The organism is Chryseobacterium camelliae, assembly GCF_030818575.1.
Classification (GTDB): domain Bacteria; phylum Bacteroidota; class Bacteroidia; order Flavobacteriales; family Weeksellaceae; genus Chryseobacterium; species Chryseobacterium camelliae_A.
Genome location: NZ_JAUTAL010000001.1, coordinates 2,918,317 through 2,939,513, shown reverse-complemented (window position 1 = coordinate 2,939,513; position 21,197 = coordinate 2,918,317). Strand labels below are relative to the sequence as shown.

The 21,197-nt window shown below is 36.7% G+C and carries 31 protein-coding genes and 1 pseudogene; 3 read left to right on the top strand and 29 right to left on the bottom strand.

The features are described 5' to 3' along the window. Positions 1–71 precede the first annotated feature (71 nt). Positions 72–701: a hypothetical protein gene (locus tag QE404_RS13370; RefSeq protein WP_307451233.1), complete on the bottom strand. Its 630-nt coding sequence runs from the start codon at positions 699–701 to the stop codon at positions 72–74. 109 nt (positions 702–810) lie between these two features. On the opposite strand from QE404_RS13370, the gene QE404_RS13365 reads away from it, so the two are divergent. Both QE404_RS13365 and QE404_RS13360 read left to right on the top strand, forming a co-directional pair. Further along, on the top strand, positions 811–1,488 hold the full coding sequence (locus tag QE404_RS13365; RefSeq protein ID WP_307451231.1) for an SDR family oxidoreductase: 678 nt from the start codon (positions 811–813) through the stop codon (positions 1,486–1,488). A 10-nt stretch (positions 1,489–1,498) separates the two neighbouring features. Continuing rightward, positions 1,499–1,972: a hypothetical protein gene (locus tag QE404_RS13360; RefSeq protein WP_307451229.1), complete on the top strand. Its 474-nt coding sequence runs from the start codon at positions 1,499–1,501 to the stop codon at positions 1,970–1,972. 130 nt (positions 1,973–2,102) lie between these two features. On the opposite strand, the gene QE404_RS13355 is transcribed toward QE404_RS13360, so the two are convergent. The 4 genes from QE404_RS13355 to QE404_RS13340 all read right to left on the bottom strand — a co-directional run bounded on the left by QE404_RS13355 (position 2,103) and on the right by QE404_RS13340 (position 4,625). Beyond that, positions 2,103–2,483, bottom strand: a complete 381-nt coding sequence (locus tag QE404_RS13355; RefSeq protein ID WP_307451227.1) for a VOC family protein — start codon at positions 2,481–2,483, stop codon at positions 2,103–2,105. 45 nt (positions 2,484–2,528) lie between these two features. Next, positions 2,529–2,951: a VOC family protein gene (locus tag QE404_RS13350; RefSeq protein ID WP_307451226.1), complete on the bottom strand. Its 423-nt coding sequence runs from the start codon at positions 2,949–2,951 to the stop codon at positions 2,529–2,531. A 289-nt stretch (positions 2,952–3,240) separates the two neighbouring features. Further along, positions 3,241–4,119 (bottom strand): carboxymuconolactone decarboxylase family protein, encoded by an 879-nt coding sequence (locus tag QE404_RS13345; RefSeq protein ID WP_307451224.1) that lies wholly within the window; start codon positions 4,117–4,119, stop codon positions 3,241–3,243. 92 nt (positions 4,120–4,211) lie between these two features. Further along, positions 4,212–4,625, bottom strand: coding sequence for a DUF6157 family protein (locus tag QE404_RS13340; protein ID WP_307451223.1), 414 nt, complete (start codon positions 4,623–4,625; stop codon positions 4,212–4,214). Positions 4,626–4,868: 243 nt separating this feature from the next. On the opposite strand from QE404_RS13340, the gene QE404_RS13335 reads away from it, so the two are divergent. Further along, positions 4,869–5,237 carry a helix-turn-helix domain-containing protein gene (locus QE404_RS13335; protein ID WP_307451222.1) on the top strand — a complete coding sequence of 123 codons (369 nt, stop codon included), beginning with the start codon at positions 4,869–4,871 and terminating at the stop codon, positions 5,235–5,237. 118 nt (positions 5,238–5,355) lie between these two features. On the opposite strand, the gene QE404_RS13330 is transcribed toward QE404_RS13335, so the two are convergent. The 24 genes and pseudogenes from QE404_RS13330 to QE404_RS13215 form a co-directional block, all read right to left on the bottom strand. Beyond that, positions 5,356–6,135: a GLPGLI family protein gene (locus QE404_RS13330; protein ID WP_307451220.1), complete on the bottom strand. Its 780-nt coding sequence runs from the start codon at positions 6,133–6,135 to the stop codon at positions 5,356–5,358. A gap of 27 nt (positions 6,136–6,162) precedes the next feature. Further along, the gene (locus tag QE404_RS13325; RefSeq protein WP_307451218.1) at positions 6,163–6,498 is read right to left on the bottom strand and encodes a hypothetical protein; all 336 of its coding nucleotides are present in this window, start codon (positions 6,496–6,498) and stop codon (positions 6,163–6,165) included. A gap of 172 nt (positions 6,499–6,670) precedes the next feature. Beyond that, positions 6,671–7,147 (bottom strand): GNAT family N-acetyltransferase, encoded by a 477-nt coding sequence (locus tag QE404_RS13320; RefSeq protein WP_307451217.1) that lies wholly within the window; start codon positions 7,145–7,147, stop codon positions 6,671–6,673. A gap of 129 nt (positions 7,148–7,276) precedes the next feature. Continuing rightward, on the bottom strand, positions 7,277–7,453 hold the full coding sequence (locus QE404_RS13315; protein WP_307453934.1) for a hypothetical protein: 177 nt from the start codon (positions 7,451–7,453) through the stop codon (positions 7,277–7,279). Between the two features lie 175 nt (positions 7,454–7,628). After that, entirely contained in the window at positions 7,629–8,171 is a 543-nt protein-coding gene (locus QE404_RS13310) for a GNAT family N-acetyltransferase (RefSeq protein ID WP_307451214.1), read from the bottom strand. Between the two features lie 43 nt (positions 8,172–8,214). After that, complete coding sequence (locus tag QE404_RS13305) at positions 8,215–8,577, bottom strand: DUF4180 domain-containing protein (protein ID WP_307451211.1); 363 nt, start codon at positions 8,575–8,577, stop codon at positions 8,215–8,217. Next, positions 8,543–9,037, bottom strand: a complete 495-nt coding sequence (locus QE404_RS13300; protein ID WP_307451209.1) for a GNAT family N-acetyltransferase — start codon at positions 9,035–9,037, stop codon at positions 8,543–8,545. Before QE404_RS13300 ends, QE404_RS13305 begins: the two co-directional genes overlap by 35 nt. A gap of 74 nt (positions 9,038–9,111) precedes the next feature. Beyond that, positions 9,112–9,645, bottom strand: coding sequence for a dihydrofolate reductase family protein (locus tag QE404_RS13295; RefSeq protein WP_307451208.1), 534 nt, complete (start codon positions 9,643–9,645; stop codon positions 9,112–9,114). 116 nt (positions 9,646–9,761) lie between these two features. Next, positions 9,762–10,442, bottom strand: coding sequence for a hypothetical protein (locus tag QE404_RS13290; RefSeq protein WP_307451207.1), 681 nt, complete (start codon positions 10,440–10,442; stop codon positions 9,762–9,764). A 161-nt stretch (positions 10,443–10,603) separates the two neighbouring features. After that, positions 10,604–11,179, bottom strand: a complete 576-nt coding sequence (locus QE404_RS13285) for a DUF6273 domain-containing protein (RefSeq protein WP_307451204.1) — start codon at positions 11,177–11,179, stop codon at positions 10,604–10,606. A 171-nt stretch (positions 11,180–11,350) separates the two neighbouring features. Next, complete coding sequence (locus QE404_RS13280; protein WP_307451202.1) at positions 11,351–11,896, bottom strand: cysteine hydrolase family protein; 546 nt, start codon at positions 11,894–11,896, stop codon at positions 11,351–11,353. 65 nt (positions 11,897–11,961) lie between these two features. Next, complete coding sequence (locus QE404_RS13275; RefSeq protein ID WP_307451199.1) at positions 11,962–12,096, bottom strand: hypothetical protein; 135 nt, start codon at positions 12,094–12,096, stop codon at positions 11,962–11,964. Positions 12,097–12,103: 7 nt separating this feature from the next. Continuing rightward, positions 12,104–12,832, bottom strand: coding sequence for a hypothetical protein (locus QE404_RS13270; protein ID WP_307451197.1), 729 nt, complete (start codon positions 12,830–12,832; stop codon positions 12,104–12,106). A gap of 320 nt (positions 12,833–13,152) precedes the next feature. Continuing rightward, entirely contained in the window at positions 13,153–13,593 is a 441-nt protein-coding gene (locus QE404_RS13265) for a hypothetical protein (RefSeq protein WP_307451195.1), read from the bottom strand. A gap of 125 nt (positions 13,594–13,718) precedes the next feature. Further along, positions 13,719–14,813 (bottom strand): hypothetical protein, encoded by a 1,095-nt coding sequence (locus QE404_RS13260; RefSeq protein WP_307451193.1) that lies wholly within the window; start codon positions 14,811–14,813, stop codon positions 13,719–13,721. A 168-nt stretch (positions 14,814–14,981) separates the two neighbouring features. After that, positions 14,982–15,344, bottom strand: a complete 363-nt coding sequence (locus tag QE404_RS13255) for a hypothetical protein (RefSeq protein WP_307451191.1) — start codon at positions 15,342–15,344, stop codon at positions 14,982–14,984. Between the two features lie 206 nt (positions 15,345–15,550). Continuing rightward, positions 15,551–16,210: a DUF2461 domain-containing protein gene (locus tag QE404_RS13250; protein WP_307451189.1), complete on the bottom strand. Its 660-nt coding sequence runs from the start codon at positions 16,208–16,210 to the stop codon at positions 15,551–15,553. 431 nt (positions 16,211–16,641) lie between these two features. After that, on the bottom strand, positions 16,642–17,046 hold the full coding sequence (locus QE404_RS13245) for a helix-turn-helix domain-containing protein (RefSeq protein WP_307451187.1): 405 nt from the start codon (positions 17,044–17,046) through the stop codon (positions 16,642–16,644). A 350-nt stretch (positions 17,047–17,396) separates the two neighbouring features. Then, a complete protein-coding gene (locus tag QE404_RS13240) occupies positions 17,397–17,867 on the bottom strand; it encodes a hypothetical protein (protein ID WP_307451185.1) in 471 nt (156 codons plus the stop codon). Then, positions 17,860–19,236: an AAA family ATPase gene (locus QE404_RS13235; protein WP_307451183.1), complete on the bottom strand. Its 1,377-nt coding sequence runs from the start codon at positions 19,234–19,236 to the stop codon at positions 17,860–17,862. The genes QE404_RS13240 and QE404_RS13235 overlap by 8 nt, the downstream gene beginning before the upstream one ends. 227 nt (positions 19,237–19,463) lie before the next feature. After that, a pseudogene (gene groEL, locus QE404_RS13230) lies at positions 19,464–19,673 on the bottom strand (chaperonin GroEL); the annotation flags it as partial. A 14-nt stretch (positions 19,674–19,687) separates the two neighbouring features. Next, positions 19,688–19,999 (bottom strand): putative quinol monooxygenase, encoded by a 312-nt coding sequence (locus QE404_RS13225; protein ID WP_307451181.1) that lies wholly within the window; start codon positions 19,997–19,999, stop codon positions 19,688–19,690. A gap of 114 nt (positions 20,000–20,113) precedes the next feature. After that, entirely contained in the window at positions 20,114–20,275 is a 162-nt protein-coding gene (locus tag QE404_RS13220; RefSeq protein WP_307453436.1) for a hypothetical protein, read from the bottom strand. Then, positions 20,242–21,123, bottom strand: coding sequence for an alpha/beta hydrolase (locus QE404_RS13215; RefSeq protein WP_307451179.1), 882 nt, complete (start codon positions 21,121–21,123; stop codon positions 20,242–20,244). Before QE404_RS13215 ends, QE404_RS13220 begins: the two co-directional genes overlap by 34 nt. Between the last annotated feature and the right edge of the window lie 74 nt (positions 21,124–21,197).

Here is a 21,197-nt window from a genome sequence, read left to right as displayed (position 1 = left end):
CCAAAAGCAACTCTAGTTTGCCACGTAGTCACACCAAATCTTTATATAATCTGGTCTGATTTAAAGCAGATTTATTCAGTCTCCCTTCTGTAGATTTCTTCAAAAGGAACTTTCTTATCAGAAACGGCAATGCCGGAAAACTTTATTTCAACAGGCTTTAACAATTTAATGCTGAGTAATATATCATCTGTACTCATATCTTTAAAAATCACCTGGTTTACTTTATCGAGTAATTCATAGCAGCTTTTGAGTTTCCTTTCACCTTCAGCGGATAATGAAATAATTTTTGAACGTTTATCATTGAGATCTGCTTTTTCAAAGATAAAATTTTTCTTTTTCAGCCGGTCCAGAATCAAAAGCCCGGATGACAACTCATTGAAATTATTATTGATGATGTCAATTTTTTTAGGATTTTCAGTATTATAGATGTTATTAAGATACAGGAACTCATCAAAGCTTCCTATATCGATGGTTTTAAGGAGGTCCACTGCATACAGCATATAGATCTTAGCAAGCCGGTCAATAATTTTAGCCAGCATCTGATCGGGTTTTGGTGGAACCACACCTCCCAAAAACTTGTTGTCCGGTTGTTTCTCCCTTTCTTTAATAAGCTCATACCTGAAGAAATCCTGGATACTTCCGTCAGGATGCTTTTCTTCAAAAGCAGCCCATTGATTGACTAATTCAACTGTTTTATTCATAATTCAAATATACATCATAAATGTTGTAAAATAAAAATATTTACAACATTTGTAATTTATATCATTAATGTGTATCTTTGCTTCAAATTACATCATAAATGATTTTATTATGAAACACATTCTTGTTACAGGCGGTAATGGATTCCTTGGAAAATCTATTTGTTCTATCGCATCCCGAAACGGCATTCACGCTGTAAGCATTTCCAGGCATGGGCGGCCAAAACATATGGCTCCCGATGATTACTCATTGGTGCAGTGGGTAAAAGCAGATATTTTTAATCCGGTAGAGTGGAAGCCATACTTAAAAGACTGTATTGCAGTGATCCACTGTATAGGGATTGCTGAAGAAATTCCGGATCGGGGAATTACCTACGAGCATATGATTTATGAATCGGCAAAAATAGTAGCCATTACGGCAAAGGCCAATAATGTACATAAACTGGTCTATATATCTGCCGGTGCTCCTCCTCCTGAAGCATCTGAAGGTTATATGAATAATAAAATTGCAGCGGAGAAATTTCTCCGTTCGCCTGAACTGGATTTTGACCTCACTATTCTGAAACCCGGAATGCTCTATGGTTTGGAAAGACCAGAAACTATTGAAGAAAATAAGGAGATACAGAAGCTCTTACAGGATCCTGTAATAAGGAAGGAGATATGGCCGAATCGCCCTTTACCGGTAGAAACCGTTGCCAGGGTTGCGTTGTATTCGGCAATGCATACACTGGATGCAGCGGATTTATACGTGGATGACATCGAACATCTATCAAAAAAAATCAATCTTTAAACCTGCAGATATGAATGAAAACAGAGAATACAGTCTATCTTCCTTCTTATTGGTGGTATTCTGTGCTATAATATTATACTGTTTCGGTGCAAGTGTAATGGACAGTTTTGTTGTGTACCCGGGATGGCGGTTACTGAGGGCTAATGAATTCATAGAATTTCATGGACAGCAGTCTGTATGGATAATTAATGTTTTTGTCATTCCGCTGATCATAGCAACAATATTAAATATATGGCTGCTGTGGCAAAAGCCTGGTTGTATACAAAGGAAGATGGTGTTTGTTTCCCTGTTATGTATGGCTGTCAACTGGGGCATGTCATTCCTAATTCAGATTCCCATGCACCATCAGCTCAGTGAGACCTATAATGCCATTCTGTTGGAAAAGCTGATTTCCACCAATTATCTGCGTGTTGCCTTGCAGACGGTTCAGATTATTATTGTGCTTAAAATGTTAATAACAGCTGTTGCGCGGTGTTCTGCATAATTTTCCGGCTGATCTGATTGTTTAAAGAATTTAATCATCAGGGTTATAACTAATATGACCATGCAGTATCAGGCTTTTATCTGATTGCAAACCGATTATTCCTGATAACCCTTTTGAACCTGCCGTTTTGTTATCCACCAGTAATTCCCACAAGGATCAATGATTCCGGACGTCTGTCCTGATAAGGCATATCGGCGGGCTCAAAATCAACCTTTGCGCCATATGCAACAGCTCTTTTATGCAAAGCCTCCACGTCATCCACAAACAGGTAAAGTGCTGTTTTCATATCGTCAAAAGGTGCTCTGGCCTGGCTGATCATAAAACAGGTGTCACCAATCTGTAATATACAATTGGCAATATCACCAGTTGCGGGATTTACAGAACGATTAATTTCTTTAGCAAAAAAGGTGTTTTTCAGGAATTCAATCAAAAGATTGGGTTGATCAACAAATAAGTAGGGTGTTACCGTGTGAAAGTTGTCAGGTTTATATGTTTGAAATATATTTTCCATGATACTGTTTTATTTTACCGGTGGTTTGCTCAATAGTTGATTTTATTAGTCTTTAGGCATAAAATCAGGGTTATAGACAATTTCCCACAGATGTCCGTCAGGATCCTGGAAATACCCTGCATAACCGCCCCAAAAGGTATCTGCGGCAGGCTTGATCATTTTTGCTCCTGCCTTTTGAGCGGTTTTCATGACTGAATCTACCTCTTCTTTGCTTCTGACATTGTGCCCGATGGTAAATTCCAATGCAGAGTTGTTTTCCAGCGGTATGCCTGTATCATGCATCATGCTCTTCCTCGGCCAGAGTGCAAGCCGTAAGCCGCTTTGCAGGTCAAAAAATGCGACGGCACCGTATTCAAATTCCTTTCCGATAATTCCTTCTGTGGACAATCCAAATCCGTCACGATAGAACTGAACAGATCGTTCCAGGTCTGCGACACCTAATGTCAATACTGAAATTCTTGGTTTCATTTTGTGTTTTTTTTGATTTGTTTATTGTAAAACCGGTCAAACGATAATGTTAAATAATTCATTCAAACCTTAATACAGAACAAATATAGGTAAAAGTTAGGGCATAAAGAACGTCCTGTTTCCAGGATGTTTATCAGCTGATATGATTGAATATCTTGGTCATAGCTTTTACCAGGTCATCACTTATATTCGGCCTTTTTATTGACAATGGATTCCGCAAGACTGAAATAATCAGTTTGATGGTCAGTCGTCTTTATTTTAGTCAATCTTTTTTATAATGCCGAACTGGCTAACGATTGCTATTGTCTTTTTCACGTTCTGCAAGAACTTCTTTCAGCACATTGATTCCGTTAATGGCGGATGGAAAGCCTGAATAAACCGTCATCATCAGCATGATTTCTTTTATTTCATTTTCTGTAAGCCCGATATTTAGGCCGCCGTAGATGTGGAATTTAAGCTGTGGCTGTGCTGTACCTAAGGCCGTTAATGCTGAAATGGTTGCTATCTGCCGGTATTTTTTATCTAAATTATCCCTTGCGAAAATATCTGCATAGCCGTATCCCAAGATAAATTTGATAAGGTCAGGTGAAAAATCCTGATAAGCTTTTTTTAGTTTTTCTACCTGCTGGCTGTCTAGTTTCGATATTTCCTGTTCGCCCAATTTTATACGGTCTGTTTTTGTTTTTGTGGCTGTATTTCCTCTTTTGTCTTTAATTCCCTGCTGCTGTCTGTCGTGCAGTACCTCTTTTAATGCATTCATCCCATTCATAGCCTTTGGAAAGCCTGCATATACGGACATTTGTAAAATAACTTCTTTAAGTTCGTTTATTGAACTTCCTGTATTCAGGGCCCCGTTGATATGGACTTTCAGCTGTGGCTCCGCATTTCCCATAGCCGTTAACGCTGCAACAACAGCGATCTCTCTGGATTTCAAATCCAGGGCGTTTCTGGTATAGATATCTCCATAAGCATATTCAACAATGAACATTCCCAAATCCGGAGAAATGCCCTGTAAGCTTTCAATCACCTTTTCTCCTGTTTTTCCTTCAATTTCCCTGAGCTTTTCCCAGCCTTTTTGATATCTTTCTGATTGCATTGCACTTGATTGTATTTGTCCGCCTGCATGGATGCCCAATACAAGAAGCGGAATAATGATGAGTAGTTTCATGAATAGGTAAAATATTAATCCCTGATGTACATTTTCATTAAGGTATAAAATCCTGTCGTAGAGTTAACAAAGGATTGTAATTGTTCTAATGATCACTTTCCCGATTTCATAGCCTTTATCTTTTTAACCTTGGGGTCGGCCAGGAATTTTTGGTAGTCTTCAGTATCCATTCCATACAGGGCAATTTTACCTTCACTGTTGCTGTGAATTCCGAAACCATACATTTTGGTGAGTGGTGAAGCCCTGAAACAGGGCTGGCCTTTGGAAAAGAATTGTTCCCTGGCTTCCTTGTATTCTGCTTTCGTAAGGTCGTTCCTGTCTGCGAATACCTGGAATAAAACGTCGTCTGAAGTGTATTGGTATGGATGCCCGGCAATGTAGTCGTATTGCATTTCGGCGACGGTTTTTTTGTCTTTTGCCGGTGGTTTCATACTGCCGTTTCTTTTCGTGTCTTCTGCCACTTCAATAAAAGTGTCGAAATAATTTGTTGAATGAATTTTTTTCATATCGTGTTGTTTTTGGATGTGTTTATAGTGAGCATTTTGCTGTCATTCTGGGAATTACCAGAAAGTAAAATGTATAAGTAAATATACTTTAATTTTTTAAAATCAATAGCGAAAAACAGAATCATTGACATTTAGGTTCCGAAAATTTCCTGCCAATTGCGGAAAACCTTCGGAGAGCTTCGGAAGCCTGCCGCATATTCCTTCATTTTCTCTATATTTGTAATAAAACACAGCAACAACGTTATGGAAAAGCTAAGAAATCTAAGAAAACAAAGAGGCTACACTCAGGATTATATGTCTAAGATCATCGCTACCGATGTCTCTAATTACTGTCGCAAAGAAAATGGCGAAGTTAAGATTTTCGATGACGAATGGGAAAAACTGGCCAAAGCGCTGGATGTTTCCGTAGAGGATATCAAGGAGGAAAGGCGTATCAATGCTGTTCAGAATAATGATAATCTTACGTTTAACGATGGTTCTTACAATCAATCTGGCAATTATAATTATTACTGCAATGTACCCGAACATGTTTTAGCCAACCTGAATGATTATATCGCTTTATTGAAAGAGCAGAATGAGGCTTTAAAGAAAGAATCAGGAAAAGGGAAGTAGGAGATTTCTTTTATTTGCAGATCATTTTTAATCGGTATATAAACAGAGCTTCCACATGGAAGCTCTGTTTTTTTAATTTTTAGCTGTTAAAACTAATAACCATGAATTACACCAATATCTAATCAATGTAATTATTAAATCTTCTAACGTTACTATTAATTCTTGAAACATCTGAAGGTCGTACAGAAAGTCCCGTTTGACTCATAAAGGTTCCTGAAGGATTATCTATAAAATTTTGTCTTGCCTTGTGATAGATTTCATAGTTAGTTTTAGCAACATCATTCATAAGAATTATTGGTTTTGCAACTTTTTTAAAACTTACCATAGAAAAGCTTACATGGTTATTAGTATCGTAAACCTCCAATACCAAACCCGGTAAGCCTTTAAAAACATAGGGACCATTAGGAATGGGAACAGCTTCGGTAAACCAAGCTGTGTAATTCCTACCTTTATATTTTCCAATAGCTTTTTTACATAAATATGTAGCTATTGTTTTAGTATCACTTTCAATTTTCCAATCGATCGGGTCTTCTAATGGATAAGAAAAGCGGTTTTTCAACAGTTCTTTATAAACAGTTTGTTTTCCGCCTTCAGAAAAAACTTCCGATTTAAAGTTGACACCGGGAACAGTTCGCATATCTAATATGACTTTACCGTCTACAGGATTTTCAAAACTTTTTTTTCCTATTGCCATTGCTATTGAATCTCGGATTGCTTTTTTTGTACTTTTAAACAAAGATTTATCGCCTTTTATTAGTAATGATACATTTTCCTCTATTACATTGTTTTTAGATGTTGTATCAGGGTACATTTTGACCTTGTATATAACTTCATACTCGGAGTTAAGCTGTTCTGATTGAGCGTAAATAATACCACATACTAATAGAAAAAAGAACATGTAAAACCGCATTTCTTTAAATTTTAATTAGTTTCCGCCGGGACCGCTTCCAGTTCCAGCACCACAAGTAAATTCTGTCAAAAGTTGTGAATTGTGAATTGAATCAGATACAGCTTGTTCATAAGTTGATGTTCCTGAACCTTCACCCCAGCATACAGTGTCGGATACAACTTCGTTAGTACACCAAACTAGCATACCAACCTGCATACACTGCATTTTTAATGCTTCACTTTCTTCTGAACTTTTTGTGTCTTTCGATTTTTTTTCAATTTTTTCATCGTTTTTGTCTTTTTTTACATCGATGTTTTTAGCACTTGCTAAACCTGCAATCCCTAAAGCTGCAACTAAAATGATTTTTTTCATAAGATTTAATTTTTTGTGTTTAATAAAATTTCGTTTGAAATGTGTTCATTACAAACTTAATAAAATATTTTAATTCATAGCTATGGGAAACCATCATATTATCAAAATCGAAAAGTATAAGATAACTTATGTTTAAATAATAAATTGTCTCATTGGCATTAATGACTTTCCATCACTTCAGAGATCTTTCCAGAACCACCATATGCTTCGCCTGAATGCCATTCTCAAAAATAGTTTCAGCATAATGGTCCAGGAAGAAATTCCTTTTGATCTCTGTCATTTCAAAGCCTAATTTCTGGTAGAGGAGGAGTTGCCCGATACTTGAATTGGCTGTGCCTATCATAATGCTTTTCATTCCGTTGTTTTTGGCTGCCAGAAAGGTATTTTCAATAAGGAAAGTGCCAATTCCCTGTTGTTGAAATTCCGGTTTTACTGCAATGTTTTTAATTTCAGCCGTATTTTTTTCAAGAGGGAACAGGGCGATAACCCCTATGGTTTCTTCCTGGTATACAGCTGTAAACACTTCAGAATGCCTGATGTATGTATCAATCATCTTCTTAGACGGATCTGCAAGCAGCAGAAGTTCATAAGGAAATTTATCATTCTTTCCCAGTTGCTTGAATATAAAGCTGTTATCTGTTATTTTCATGGATTAATATTTTTACTATGGTTGATAATTGATCTTCAAATATAAGCATAACAAAAACCGTTCTGTAAATAGAACGGTTATGATAATAAATGGTGTTATTGATACATTTTTATAAAAGATATACCAATCTCACCGGATAGTAATTTCTTTTCCATCATGATTGAGCCATACCCGTGCAGCACCACTTTCAACATAGTAGATGTTATCAGCAATCTTTTGTTCGAGCACAAGCTTCGTCTTTGCGGGGAACTCATGCCGCGTAAATATGTTTTTTATTTTTTGTATGGTTTCTGTATTTGGCTGCATCCTGTGGTAGTTTTAAAAGTTTTTCATTAAAAGGATCTCAAATAAAATATGATGTTTCAGACTTTCAAAACAGAAATGTGCTGCATATTGCTAAGGTTTATTTAAAAAACTGCTGTTGAGTTTTGTGCTTCAGCTGTATTACATGAAACCGCATTGAAGGTCTGTATTTTTCCGGTTATACCCTGAGCGTCATAAAAATGGCTTCTTCAGTGATCCCGTCATCGTATACATCTGTTCTTAATCCTGTTATTCTGAAGCCTTGTTTTAGATAAAACCGAATGGCGGGCACGTTGGTGTTCTGGGTTTCAAGGTCTATGATCCTGCAATTTTTGTCTCTTGCATGCCGGATGACTTTTGCCATTAAGAGTGTTCCAATACCTTTCTGTCTTTGTTTTTCCGAAACCAACAGATTGCAGAGATGCAGGCTGCTATTCCAGTGTTGCTCTTCACAGATGGCCATTCCGGCAAGTTCCTCGTTGTCATATGCTCCGAATGAATCTCCTTTCAGGATGATTTCATTATATTCTTCAATATCTTCAGGCGTTGTGCCGTAATCTTTTATATACGTCTCATTCAGATCCGTTAGTGACAGGCTGAATGAAAACGAATGAATCTCCCGAGTGGTGGTCAGAACAAATTTCTGATCGGAAGTATAGCCGTCATTTCCTAACGATTCAAATTGTTCAACAGTAAGTGCTGCTAAGCGTTCTATCTTCATAAGTGAGCATGGTATTGGTTACATCTCATGAAATCGTTTGCATTTAGATATGGGACCATACTCGTATGGCTTCGGACCGGGAGGGTAGGAAGTTAACCTGTCTGCCTTTATTGCTTTCGTAGATGAAGTCGTTTAAACTCTTGCTGCTGAAAGAAGAAAAATCACCAAGAATGATCAGCGGCATCTGATATTGTGCGAACTTCTGAAGGATTTCTCCCGCGATTTTAGTTTTCAAATCAAAAAAATCTGGGGTGATATTTTCTTTATGGATCATTATACCATCAAAGCCCTGATAATACAAATTTCCTAATATATCCAATCCTTCTTCGGGAGTACTCAAAATAATCTGGTCCGTTATAATTTCAGCAATTTTAAGATGGTTGATATGATGGGTTTCGATTTTCATTCTGATTATATTTTGTTTTATATTCCATATTATACATATCAAATCCCTCTGCCCAATAATCTTTTTTAACTTCAAAAAGCTCAAATCCCAGCTTCTCATAGAATCTATATGCAACCTGTGAAGTCCTTACAGTAATTTTCTGTATTCCGTCAATAGAATTTAGCTTGTCTATTCGGTAGTTTAGTAATTTTGTTCCCAAGGACTTTCCCTGATAATCTGGATGGAGTATGTCCCAGCTAATTTTTCCCACTGTATTATTGTCTGCAAAATTGATCCCACCACAGCCAACAATTTTTTGATCATACAATAAAACATAATAAAGTTCCCTTTCCGTTTCCAGGTATTGATTCAAATCTTCTTCTTCAACTGCAAAATATTTGGGCGTATTTAGCCTTATTAAGTTAATGACCTCACTTTTGTCTTTGGTTTGGTATTCTCTAATTGTAATGGAGCTTGTCATCTTAGTTTCAATTTTTAGGATAATTTTCTTTCACTGTCATTTCAGCCTTATTGGTAAAAGTTCGGCATTTATGATCAATAGATTATATTGAATGTCATCAATTGTAATCCGGCCTCATATATTGAACTGTCTACCAGCTCCAGTTTATAGCTTGAAGTAGAATCCCCGAACAGCGTGACCCCTTCTCCCAGTATCAGAGGATTCAGTTTGACCTTCACCGTGCTGATTTTCTGATGGTCCAGAAGCCAGCCTGCCAACTGTCCGCCGCCGCAAAGATAAATGTCTGTTCCTGCTTCTCTTTGCAGCTGATCTATTTCGGAAAGGTCCAGCTTTTTTACCTGTACCTGCGGATGTGGGTTTTGAAGTTCCAGGGTGTCTGAAAAGATATAATGCTTCATATGCGGATAGGCAGGCTGTCCGGGCTCCATGCCGTATTTATAGCCAAATTCATAAGTATTCCTTCCCATGATAACCGTATCGAACCGGGCCAGATCTGCCAGGTATTGGTCCACGCCGTTTCCTGTTCCCACGAAACCGCTGATGTCGTCATTGAGGCCTGAAATAAAGCCGTCCAGTGAGCTTGCCACGTAATAGATTATTTTTCTCATTGTATTTTTTATTTGTTTCATTTTGTAATGCTCTTTAATAACAAGAATAAGATGCTAGAGCTAGTTCAGGATTTCGGTTTTGTACATAAACATCCTGATCCAAATTTGTATTCATCTTAGTCTTTATTTTTCATTGTAAAACTTAATTCATTTATTAAATCAGAAACATAAGTGAAATCTTCTTGATCAAATTCCTCTTTATCATCAATTTTTTTCCGCAATTTTTGGATTTCAAAATATAGAAAACCTGTTTCTGCTTCTACAGTCATTTTATCTTTTTCAGATTCTGTTATGTGCCATTTTTCAATTGGTATTTTATGAAATGTGCCTCTATTAAAAAAAGTTATTTCGGACTTATTGAACTTGTTTTCAATTTGTTGTAATAATTGATCAAAGATATTTTTTAAATCAACAATGTTTAAAGATCTTCTACTTTGAATAACGTATCGTTTACGTGCTTCAAAATATACATTATTTTCAAAATAATAGTGTATTAAGAACTGTATTAATTTATCTTCGGAATCAAAATCAATAACAAAATCTCCCGGACCTGGTCCGGGAACCCAGTCCCAACATTTTGCTGAAAAAATGTTTTCGTTTTTATAAATCTGAATTATTGGGCAATCTGAGTACAATTCTTCATCTTCAAGAGCAATACTTATTTTCGATATACTGTTTTCTGGTAGATAATTTCCGCTCAATCCTTTTGGTTTTATAACGCTTATTCTATCTTTTTCATTACCGGAAATTTTTAACCCTTTGGATTTTAAAAATTCTATATTTTCTCTTTGAAACATAGCTGTGAAATTATGGTTAACGAATTGATTTAGTTTTTTATATCAGCACTGAAAATTAAAGTTCCATTGCCTATATTGTTAATGCTTGGTTAGATGACTGTTGTTATTATTTTCTTCAGTCTGCCTGCTGAAAATGGTCTGGTTTTGTTTCAGTAATGTTTTCAGTCAGTTTTCAGCCATAATGCAGGGCGTATGCCGCCGCCGTCTTTCGGAGTTCCGTAAACGCCGTTGCCACGGACATACACATTCCCGTTGGAATTCACACTTGCAGAAGTCCGGCCGTAATAACCGGGGGAACGAAGCCTCCACCAATGATTTTTACCCTTAAACTTTGCTTGTCGTTCCTGGTTATTCTCGTCATCAATCAGCCATTTCTGTTTGCCTTTAACGAATAAGTTTTCTTTACTATCTCCAAAGTATTCACAGACATCTTCAAGACCAAGTAGGAATATATGGTCAAGAGTGTCACTTCCACCTTTTGTTTTAAACCATTGGTTATCGCTGTTGATATTGGTTACCGCAATAATTTTTGCTTTTTCATCCGGGTTGAATGTATTATAAAACACCTTATTCAGGTAGTTCCTTAATTGACAGTCAGCCCAGGTAATATCGGTAAACTCACGATGATACCACTGAAGTTCTATAATGTCTCCTGTGATAATTAATGCTCTGCCGTTTTTGATGTCAAGCACCCGCCAGTTATGATTGCCGAAAATAATTGTGTCATTTTTTACCATTGATCATATATAAAATCATCAGTAGGGAAATTCATTTTGCTGATGTGTATATCCTGCGTGTTTGTCACTTTATTAAATACAAAATATGACATCTTATTGTGGTACAGGCAGAGTAAATGTGTCTTCATATAACAGGAGTTTCCTGCAACCTGTTTCTTATTATATGGCCATTTATTGTTTTAAGTATTCTTCTGTGGTCATTACGGTTGAATAAAAATAATTCAGGGCCGATAAAAATGCGGTCTGTACATCAGCAGCTTTCACCGTAGCTCCGTTTACAGCAAGGTCTTTTGTTGCACAGGCATCGCCGATAACAATACAGTTAAATCCAAAATCTTTTGCGGCTCTTGTTGTTGCATCTACACACATATGCGTCTGCATGCCGCAGATAACCAGATCGGTGATATTTTTAGATTTCAGGTATTCCAAAAGATGGGTATCCCTGAAGCTGTTCGGGTAATGCTTGATAATAATCTGTTCCTGATCTGTGGGCTGCACGTCATGGTGGATTTCCGCACCTGGTGAACCGGAGATGAAAAATGTTGCCTCGGGCCGGCTGGCAATATGCTGAATATGGACAACAGGCAGATTTTTCCTTCTGAAATGTTCAAGCAGTAATCTGGCATTAGCGCTTGCTTTATCGGGATGTGACAGTTCTGCTTTCCCGTTCTGAAAATAATCGTTTTGGATATCGATGATGATTAAGGCTGTATTCATTGTATTATCTGCTAATTAAATTTAATGCCATAGTAATATGATACTTTCATGGTGAAGTTTAGGCTTTACGTAATAGAAGTATTGATCATTTTTTTCACAGCCCAGCTTCCGTCTTTCTGTTTTTCCAGCAGGTACCCGAAACCGATCCCGAAAGAAGAATCGTAGGACATAGATTCTATATAAACGGTTGGTTCAGGCATGCATTTTTTAAGTCCAGTCGTAAGTAAATAGCACAATCCGGCTTTCCGGTTCATAGAACATCAGGATAGCATCGGCTCCTTTTCCGCAGTAGTTGTATCCGGATACTTCACCGACATATAGGAATTCTTTGTCCTGATAGGAAATTGAAATTCCTTCATTCCGCAGGTCTTCACCGGATTCATCCACATTCATTTCAAAGGCGGGCGGAACAGGCGCCATGAATGTCCAGTTGCCTTCCCACAGTTCTCCGCCTAACCTGTCCAGGAAACTTTGCGGGTTGTCTTCCTGCCAGGGTAACAGCTGGCCTGTCATTTTAAATCTGGCCTTTGTCCTCCGGTAATTTTCCCGGATTGTATTGATGTGTTCTGTAAAGTCAGCATCAATGTCATGCTGATGTTTTGGAGCAGAAAGGAAATATTCTTCCTTTCCTAAGAAAGCATACTTATTATCTTCTGTAAGCCGGAAGGCCATCCAGTTTTCTGTGCAGAATTCAGTGTAGAAATCGGTGGTTTTCTCACCAATCACTCCCTCGTAAGGTTCAGTAGGATTGAGAAGGTGTACCACGGTTCCTTTTAAATCCGGCCATAATATCCCCAAATCAACCGATATCAAAGGCAATACGTAGCTGCTTAACCAGGCTTGGTCTGCCACAAATATATCCTCAGGAAAAGGCGTTAATCCTTCTTTTAATTCCCTGATGTCCTCTTCGTAAAAGTTAGTGTGATCGTTTTCCATAGGTAAGGTTTTGTGTACATGATTTGCGTTTGAATGAAAGTAAAGATACGGAAATGATGGATTTATGAATGTTTTTATCTTCCTTTTCCGTGGTGGCAAGAGCGGGTACGCTTGCCAAATTCTCCCTATGCTACCGCGAGAGTCACGCACGTGGTGATTAAAAACATAATACCTCCTTTACGGCTTAATGTGTTGAAACTGTTTTCTATTTATCATTAAGGAAGAGTTTTATGTAGACACAAGCTAGAAGCTCGCGCCAGCGGGAGATCGTGTTAAATATTTTGATAGTATTTAAAAAAATATTTTATCAGAAATATTTCTTAATGCCATTCATCAAGCCGGGATATGTTTTTCAATGATCCTCCGAACATTCCCATATGTCCTTTTGAATTCATATCAAATTTTCCTATTATAATCACATATTTCTTATTGAATTTTTTCAAATCCTTTTTATGAATTAAATCTTCACTGAAATCAACCCACATTCCATTTCTTGATGACCCTTTTTCATAATCTTCCTGATGAAAATATATTGCATTTCCTTCAAACTCAAGATTTAAGTATCCAATGACTTGTACCGTTTTATTATGATATTTTTCCGGAGTAACAATTAATCTCAGCATAGAAATATCATACTCATCAAAACTTATAATTTCACCAAATTCTTCTTCATCAGAATTCTGTTTATTTTGAGATTCGGAGTTTTGTGCACAACTTACTGAAAAAATTGATAAATAGATAATGAATAAAATTTTTTTCATATAAAATAATTTAAAAGTAATATGAGTTGGTATTTTTTGTACCCGAGTTAATTTGCGTTTCCACGCGTATTTTTAAAGTATTGTTTTGGTTTATAGAATGTTTATTGCGCCAGTGATGGATGTTTTTATTTGATTCTATTTAATTCAACTGCATTCTGAACACCTCCGATGGCTTCAAAAACTTCATCTTGATTTTTTTTGTCCGACCATCCTTTTCCGGCAAGTTCTTTTCTTACTTCCTCTTCCGATTTATTTTTAACAAAATGATAACAGGCAAAATCCACTACTTCGGCCGGTATTCTTTCAAGAACATATTTCGTAAGAACTACTGCTGTTTTCAGATAAGTAAAAAGTCCTGTTAATCCTAACTGTATAATCCAGCTGATAATCCAACCTATCCAGCCCAGATTTATTTTATTTACAACAAAGCCCTGGGAAAACCTAATTTGTAAAAAGCTCAGGAATCCAATTCTTTCCAAATTATTTTCGTGAAGAATTATTTCATACTGAAAATATTGATTTGATGAATAAATCAATATGACCATAGCAGCTAACAAATACTGAAGCTTTCTAAAATTAGTGTAATTTGAATATTTAATGAAATATTTCATTGCAAAAACAAGTGTTGTTGCTACAAGAAATTCAAATAAGCCGATAAAATATAATCCTTTAACAGAAAGGAATGCTACTATAAATCCCAAAATAAGTGAGACTAGTAAACCGCCGATTAAGGGAATTGTAAAGTCGGGAGTCTTTGTCTGCATCGGCTTTGGCAAAGTATCCGGAATAATATAGTCGTCCCAGTTGTTTTTTTTCTCTGCTTCCTTCTCTAATTCCTTAAGTGCTTCTTGGTCGAACGTCTTTAAGGTTTCTTGATAAGCATAGATGAATAATTGTACCCTTTTCGAGTTTTTACCGGCGTCCCAGATCTCATTACCCAAGGATTCGCTTTTTACAGAAATATTTCCGTTTTTGTACGTTGTCGTGATGATTTCTGTCCAACGTTCATTCATCCAGCCTGCTTCCTTACGTTTTGCTTCTATATTGAAATTATCTTTATAAATGACATCCCAACCAAGTTTTTCAAATGCTTTTTCTGCAACTGCAATAAAAATGATCTCATTAACCGGTGTATTAAACTCTTCTTTGTATTTTGGAGTAAAGCTGATGCTATGCTTTTTAGTAATTGTTTTCTCGTAATTTTTGAAATTCTCTTCCATTAGTAGTTTAAATGGTTAGTCAGCTTGATTTTAGCTGCAAATGTAATAAAATAGGATTTAGTAAAACGGATCGTAAAACATTAAAAATGATAATGAAATTAATTTCTCCTACACTGCCGCGAGCTTCTAGCTCGTGGCCATCAAAAATATAATACTTTCATTTATAACTTAAAGTGTTGAAAAGGTTTTCTCTTTATTAATAGGTGATAGTTTTGTGTTGGTACGAGCTGGAAGCTCTTGCCAACTGAGGTAAGAGAATATAGGCCAGCTCGTATCGGGTTTGATATAGCCAAAAATTAAATACTCGGTATTTTTATCGTAAAACAGATCACAGGATCTAAGCTGAGATGAAAAAAGGGTTGCATCTTTTTTGTAAAAGTCTTCATAAGCATTCGACTTGTAAATTTTCTTAACCTGTATTTTGCTGAGGTAATTATTTAAAGTTTTGAATCCCGTAGGGATCTGAACAATGTCATACACCTTTTCTATAAAAACAAAATCTGCATATTTAAATGATTTCTGAATGCTCATATTTTCGCATTTACATCCGAATAGTTTTACTGAAATCAGAAATGAAAAGATAAGAAGCTTTATTTTCATGATTATTTCAAGGGATGGTTAATGGTCTATAACTTTTAAAGTAATTGAAAGAACAAGTGAGTTTAGTTGATGATTGATAAAATTATGTAAATATTAACTGCTCTATGCAGGGAGAAATTCTCAAACACCATTTACATTTAAATTAAGGAAGCTCCATTCAAATCCGTCGTAAGCACTTCGCTCATGTAATCGAAAAAAGGGCGCATGGCCAGTAAGGTGAGCACCGCTTCTTTTGGGAAATCGGCAGAAAAAACTTCCTGATCGGTCAACGGCCGCATAACGACATACTGCTTTTTTCTGATCAGGTCGATGGCGGGAAGGTTTTTATCGAAACCTCTGGGTGCTGTTTTCACGGCATCACCTTTAATTTCTTTGAAATAATTGATAAAGGTTTGGTCTGATGTAATCTTTTCAATTTCCGCGGTGCTGATTTCAAATTCTTTGCGGATGCGGAGCAGGTCTTTGGCATCCGGTCCCCAGAATCCGCCGCCCACGAAGCTGTTGCCGTGCTCAAGATGGATGTAATAGCCTCCTCTCAGCATCGGTTTCAGGCGGGAATACCCGACCCCGAAATGGGTTTTGTACGGCGTCTGATCCTTTGAAAACCTAACATCCCGGTAAATCCTGTACATATGGATTCCCGGTACCTGGTCATGTTGCTGAAGCTCTGCATGGATCTGATTGAAAAGGGTTTTGTTTTCTTTTGCTATCGTCTCATACTCCGCTTTGTGGGTGGTAAACCATTCCCGGTTGTTGTTTCTTTCCAGCTGCTTGAGGAATTCAAAGGCTTTTTTCATCTTACGGTTTTTAGCAAATTTAAATATTTTATAAACGAATGACAATCTGCGGGATCAGATCAGATATTAAATAATGAAAGACTGGAACTCTAACTTTCACCAAACCCGTCAGGTTTTATGCGCTTTAGTAGGGCAGGGCAAGCGGACATAATTATTTAAAGTCCTTTTCGTTGTAATATAAATCAACAAGTTTAACAACCTGATTGCCATCCCCTACGATGCAGCAAGCGTCACACTAGTCTTTATCAAAAAACATAATACTTTTCTTTACGACTTAAAGTGTTGAAAAGGTTTTCTCTTTATTAATAAATAGAAAATTTTTGTGAGCACGAGCTGGAAGCTCGCGCTAGCGGGGGACGCTCGCGTCAACGTATTAGTTTTAGAACAGCTGAACAGAAGAATACCCGAAAGCACCGCCAGGAAAATCCGGATCACGGTTTCTGCAAGTATTGCTCCAGCTTCGCCATCATTTCGTCTTTCTCTTTCAGCATTCTTTCGTACAGAGCAATTTTCTCTTCGTGGAGTTGCAGAACTTTGTCTATAGGATGGAACGAAGGATTATAGTTGATTCCATTAAGTATAGAACCATTGTCAAAAGTATTGGCAATAATATTCACTGCCTGGTCTTCTTCCATGTTTTCAATAGCTTCTACCGGAACATTCAGAAGGCCGGCAATCTTTTCCAGCATATCCTTTTCGACAGTCTCTTTTTGCTCAATAATAGATATCTTTTGCTGGCTGCAATTGAGATCGAAAGCCAGTGCTTCCTGCTTGATGCCCAGCATTTCCCGGAACCGCTTGATGTTCCTGCCCTGATGTATTTTCTTGTCCTGCATATTTGTGTATTTTAAGAAAAACAAATATAGGTAAAAGTTTTGCGGATTGGAAGTAGAGTGGGTGGGTAAATTATTCTGGGAGGATTGGTTGTTTTTATTAATATCTTTATCCTTTTGCTAGCGCGAGCGTCTCGCTCGTGCTTTCCACGAATAGTTTTTTTTGTAATGGTGAAATACGCATGCAAGTATGGAGGCACGAGCGTGACGCTCGCGCCAGCGGGGGATTTGAAGTGATATTTTGCTTTGAGGATTGAAATGGCGCAAGCTTATAAGCTTGTACCAAGCAAGTGGTGGAAAAAATTGCTAAGATTCTTATTCTGTACTTAATAGTCTATTTTTTAAGCATATTGTTATAATTTATAATTGATTTCAGATGCTGTGACAATTGAAATATTAATTTCTTTTTTTATAGTGCCCCTTTTTTTAGTTTTATAATCTTTAAAATCGTGTGAAGCCAATATTTTTTCACTAGAATTATAAGAAACTCTAAGAAACATCCTATCTTTTTTGTTTTTAATTATTTGCTCAATATATTTTTTATGAACGTTTGGAATTTTATTAGAAACAAAAATTAATCGTTCTGACATTATTAAAGAGATTATAAGATTATAACCGAGAGAACTAGGTTGAAGATGCTTTATATATTCTAATCCGATATAGCTTTTATTATCTGATGATTCGATACTAAACCCCTCATCTACAACGCAGTTTATACTATTTTTAAGCATCTTCTCTATAAAAATTACAGAATCTTCAAAATATTTAGAATCTGGATTGTTTGCATGTACTAATGTACAAGTATCAATAACAATATCAATCATGTCTTTTTTTTCTTTTTACTTGTTCACTTGCCATGGCTAATGATTCTTTTAATGACTCTCCAAAAAAATCTTTAGGCCAATCAATAGGTTTAATATTCCCGTTTTCTTGTAGCTTAATTTCTTTAATATTTGATTCATGGTTTTCACGCTCAACAAAATAAATAGCGACATTTTCTGCATTTAATTTTTCTTCAGCTACTAATCTACGAATTCTTAACAATAAATGTTCACTATGTGTTTCTACAACAACAGTTTGACCTTTATTAGCCATTGATGCAAAAAGTTCAGCTAGTTCACATTGAATTTTAGGATTAAGGTGGATTTCCGGTTGTTCAGCTATAGTAATACTTCTTTTTGGGGATACAATTGCTTGTACAATTAAAGGCAAAACTTGAGAAGCTCCAAAACCTGCATTTGCAATACTAGTATAAAAATGCGTATTGTCCTTTAAAAATCTCAAACTATAAGTATTACTGTAATGATGTTTTAATTGAATTCTATCTCCGAACCCAAAACGCTTCACCCAATTATTCAATTCTTCATTATCATCTCCGATTTTCTTAATAAGATTGGGCATGTTTTCACCTTTACTTCCAACTGTACTATAAGTCTCATTGGTTATTTCATAGATTCTATGCGGGTTGTCACGAATAGGTCCAATAAAACTTAAATCTCCTAAATATTGTCTCACTCGAGAATTATTATAAGATATAGCACCAAGAAATTGGGAAAAACCTTTAGTAAATCTTTCTACTTTTCTTTTGATTTTTTCATTTTCATTATTATCTTCTTCTTTTGTTTCTAGATCTGAGAGCACTGAATTTGGGGAAAAAAGAAAATTTATAGGTTCACTGTTTAAAATGGCACTTTTTTCATTTTGATTCATTCCATCAGAACCAATTCCAGAATATTTATATTTTCCATTTGATTGGTAAGATAGTGTTAAAAACTTGCGATTAAAAATATCATAAATAGTTTTCTTTTTAAGTTTAATTTCTCCGTTTTTTTCTTCTTTGAATGTGACTTCAAAAGCTCCTGGTGCATACGAACCAAGTTGTTCTAACTTTTGGTCCGTATCGTGTATGTGATATTTATACCCAAAATATATTTCGTTTTCAGTTCTGTAGTCTTTGACAATTTCTTGATAATTTCCTCCGTCATACATATCTCCTTTAACAATTAATGGTGAAAATCTATCTCTAGAGTTGATGGTTTGATTCATCAATAAGAAAGGTGCAAGAAAACTAGTTTTTCCACAGTTGTTTGATCCTAAGATTATCGTAATCGGTTTTATTTTAACCCAACCAGTATCAGCAAATCCTTTGAAGTTTTTCCATCTAACTTCAAAATAGCTTAAATGTTTGTCCATGTTAATATTTTAGTGAAATTAAATTATGCCCAATTTTCAAATTTATACATTATTATAATATATAATGCATATAGTTGTGCTAACATTCTTATTTTTTTATAAAATCTTTTTTGATACTTGTAAAAATATAGAATATTGTTTAATTAAAATTATGGTAACCCGTATTAAAAAAAAACGCTCTGAAAATCAGAACGGGTAGTATACTTAATTGCCTCGGTTGCTAACCATTACATCATTCCTGGCATTCCGCCACCCATTGGCATGGCAGGCTCATCTTTTTTCACTTCAGTGATCACACATTCAGTGGTTAACAGCATTCCGGATACGGAAGCAGCGTTTTCAAGGGCAACTCTAGTTACTTTCGTAGGATCGATGATCCCTGCTTCAAGCATGTTGACATACTCGTCAGTTTTCGCGTTGTATTCCAATTCTTTTTGTTCATTAAAGTTATTTATATCCCTACACCTCCCAAAATCTCCAATTCCTGCCCTTTTGTTGGTGCCCCATCCAGTATTGGCATGGCTTTCATAATAAGTTCTCTGACGCCTTCAACTTTCAGGGAGTTGTCATGGTCATCTTTACTGTCCCAGATTTCTGTCACATAAACAGCATTTTCATCCTCTTGATCATGGCTAACGGCATACAGTGTACAGCCTTTAGCTGTTGATACCAGTTGGGATGCCTGTATTAGAATATCCGCAAGTTCCTTTTGCTGTCCTGGTTTTGCAGTGAGTTTCCCATGAAGTAAATATTTGTTTTCCATAATTGCTGTAATCGTTTTTACAAATATATCTATTTATTAGGATATTATTAAGAAACAAAAAACCGCCCTATAAAATAGAGCGATTAGTATATAAATTGTCTTGGCGACACGCCATTACATCATTCCCGGCATTCCGCCACCCATTGGCATAGCTGGTTCGTCTTTTTTCACTTCAGTGATCACACATTCAGTGGTTAAAAGCATTCCGGATATGGAAGCAGCGTTTTCAAGGGCTGCTCTTATTACTTTCGTAGTGAAGCTTTTTGCTTTATCCACTGGACCGCAATATCAAACGGTTCTGTATCATTGCGGGAAGAGGTGCTGTGTCCCAGCTTACTGAAAAGAGCATACTCGAAAGGTTTGCCCTGCGCTTTGAATGTATTCAGGTGTTCGATGCACAGCTTTACTGGAATCTGTATATCTTTTTCACCATAGAGCCAAAGTCCGGGAATGGAGAGGGTCTTCAGCGAGACTTTTGGGTCGGTTGCTGTAAATTGATACCGGTCAGGGTCATTTTGAGTATGTTCCACGGCATCAGCCTGGGTGTGGTTTTCCCAGAAATTCTTGTTTCCATTGGTATAGAACTGAAAGCGGAGCTGTTCCAGTGTTGTAATGGTAGGGCAACTGAATAAAACCATGAACCTGATGTGCGGATTTTTGTTTGCAGCCATCGGGATGATCCATCCTGCCTGGCTGAACCCGACCAATCCGATGGGTATTTTTTTATCTTTTAAATAGGTCCGGAATGTTTTTACCGCAGCGTCTGCATCCTGAGCCAATAGGTTGAGATTAGCAGGGTCGATATTATTGGTGCCCACGGACGGTCCCACATACACACCGCCGGATTCTCCCACGCCGCGTTTGTCATAGGTAAGTACGGCAATGCCTTTATCAGCAAGGCGCCTGGCAAATTCCATTTCCCTTTTTACCGGATCGGACCCATGAACAATAACCACTGCTGCAAACGGCTTTTCGAGTTTTACTATTGAGCCGGCAAGCGTGATGCCCTGGCTTTCAAATTTTATATCCCGGACAGTAAAGCTGTCCGACTGTGCAAATGCAGATCCTGGAAGCGTTATTAATAACAGCAGAATATATATGTTGGAAAAAATATTGATTTTCATAGGTTATGGATAGGTTGTCAAATATACCATAAAAAAACCGCCCTATGAATAGAGCGGTTAATATATAAATTGTC

What these genes read in the sequence shown, in the direction of transcription:
- QE404_RS13370 (WP_307451233.1), bottom strand. Translation starts at nt 701, where the DNA reads ATGAATAAAACAGTTGAATTAGTCAATCAATGGGCTGCTTTTGAAGAA.
- QE404_RS13365 (WP_307451231.1), top strand. Translation starts at nt 811, where the DNA reads ATGAAACACATTCTTGTTACAGGCGGTAATGGATTCCTTGGAAAATCT.
- QE404_RS13360 (WP_307451229.1), top strand. Translation starts at nt 1,499, where the DNA reads ATGAATGAAAACAGAGAATACAGTCTATCTTCCTTCTTATTGGTGGTA.
- QE404_RS13355 (WP_307451227.1), bottom strand. Translation starts at nt 2,483, where the DNA reads ATGGAAAATATATTTCAAACATATAAACCTGACAACTTTCACACGGTA.
- QE404_RS13350 (WP_307451226.1), bottom strand. Translation starts at nt 2,951, where the DNA reads ATGAAACCAAGAATTTCAGTATTGACATTAGGTGTCGCAGACCTGGAA.
- QE404_RS13345 (WP_307451224.1), bottom strand. Translation starts at nt 4,119, where the DNA reads ATGAAACTACTCATCATTATTCCGCTTCTTGTATTGGGCATCCATGCA.
- QE404_RS13340 (WP_307451223.1), bottom strand. Translation starts at nt 4,625, where the DNA reads ATGAAAAAAATTCATTCAACAAATTATTTCGACACTTTTATTGAAGTG.
- QE404_RS13335 (WP_307451222.1), top strand. Translation starts at nt 4,869, where the DNA reads ATGGAAAAGCTAAGAAATCTAAGAAAACAAAGAGGCTACACTCAGGAT.
- QE404_RS13330 (WP_307451220.1), bottom strand. Translation starts at nt 6,135, where the DNA reads ATGTTCTTTTTTCTATTAGTATGTGGTATTATTTACGCTCAATCAGAA.
- QE404_RS13325 (WP_307451218.1), bottom strand. Translation starts at nt 6,498, where the DNA reads ATGAAAAAAATCATTTTAGTTGCAGCTTTAGGGATTGCAGGTTTAGCA.
- QE404_RS13320 (WP_307451217.1), bottom strand. Translation starts at nt 7,147, where the DNA reads ATGAAAATAACAGATAACAGCTTTATATTCAAGCAACTGGGAAAGAAT.
- QE404_RS13315 (WP_307453934.1), bottom strand. Translation starts at nt 7,453, where the DNA reads ATGCAGCCAAATACAGAAACCATACAAAAAATAAAAAACATATTTACG.
- QE404_RS13310 (WP_307451214.1), bottom strand. Translation starts at nt 8,171, where the DNA reads ATGAAGATAGAACGCTTAGCAGCACTTACTGTTGAACAATTTGAATCG.
- QE404_RS13305 (WP_307451211.1), bottom strand. Translation starts at nt 8,577, where the DNA reads ATGAAAATCGAAACCCATCATATCAACCATCTTAAAATTGCTGAAATT.
- QE404_RS13300 (WP_307451209.1), bottom strand. Translation starts at nt 9,037, where the DNA reads ATGACAAGCTCCATTACAATTAGAGAATACCAAACCAAAGACAAAAGT.
- QE404_RS13295 (WP_307451208.1), bottom strand. Translation starts at nt 9,645, where the DNA reads ATGAGAAAAATAATCTATTACGTGGCAAGCTCACTGGACGGCTTTATT.
- QE404_RS13290 (WP_307451207.1), bottom strand. Translation starts at nt 10,442, where the DNA reads ATGTTTCAAAGAGAAAATATAGAATTTTTAAAATCCAAAGGGTTAAAA.
- QE404_RS13285 (WP_307451204.1), bottom strand. Translation starts at nt 11,179, where the DNA reads ATGGTAAAAAATGACACAATTATTTTCGGCAATCATAACTGGCGGGTG.
- QE404_RS13280 (WP_307451202.1), bottom strand. Translation starts at nt 11,896, where the DNA reads ATGAATACAGCCTTAATCATCATCGATATCCAAAACGATTATTTTCAG.
- QE404_RS13275 (WP_307451199.1), bottom strand. Translation starts at nt 12,096, where the DNA reads ATGCCTGAACCAACCGTTTATATAGAATCTATGTCCTACGATTCTTCT.
- QE404_RS13270 (WP_307451197.1), bottom strand. Translation starts at nt 12,832, where the DNA reads ATGGAAAACGATCACACTAACTTTTACGAAGAGGACATCAGGGAATTA.
- QE404_RS13265 (WP_307451195.1), bottom strand. Translation starts at nt 13,593, where the DNA reads ATGAAAAAAATTTTATTCATTATCTATTTATCAATTTTTTCAGTAAGT.
- QE404_RS13260 (WP_307451193.1), bottom strand. Translation starts at nt 14,813, where the DNA reads ATGGAAGAGAATTTCAAAAATTACGAGAAAACAATTACTAAAAAGCAT.
- QE404_RS13255 (WP_307451191.1), bottom strand. Translation starts at nt 15,344, where the DNA reads ATGAGCATTCAGAAATCATTTAAATATGCAGATTTTGTTTTTATAGAA.
- QE404_RS13250 (WP_307451189.1), bottom strand. Translation starts at nt 16,210, where the DNA reads ATGAAAAAAGCCTTTGAATTCCTCAAGCAGCTGGAAAGAAACAACAAC.
- QE404_RS13245 (WP_307451187.1), bottom strand. Translation starts at nt 17,046, where the DNA reads ATGCAGGACAAGAAAATACATCAGGGCAGGAACATCAAGCGGTTCCGG.
- QE404_RS13240 (WP_307451185.1), bottom strand. Translation starts at nt 17,867, where the DNA reads ATGATTGATATTGTTATTGATACTTGTACATTAGTACATGCAAACAAT.
- QE404_RS13235 (WP_307451183.1), bottom strand. Translation starts at nt 19,236, where the DNA reads ATGGACAAACATTTAAGCTATTTTGAAGTTAGATGGAAAAACTTCAAA.
- QE404_RS13225 (WP_307451181.1), bottom strand. Translation starts at nt 19,999, where the DNA reads ATGGAAAACAAATATTTACTTCATGGGAAACTCACTGCAAAACCAGGA.
- QE404_RS13215 (WP_307451179.1), bottom strand. Translation starts at nt 21,123, where the DNA reads ATGAAAATCAATATTTTTTCCAACATATATATTCTGCTGTTATTAATA.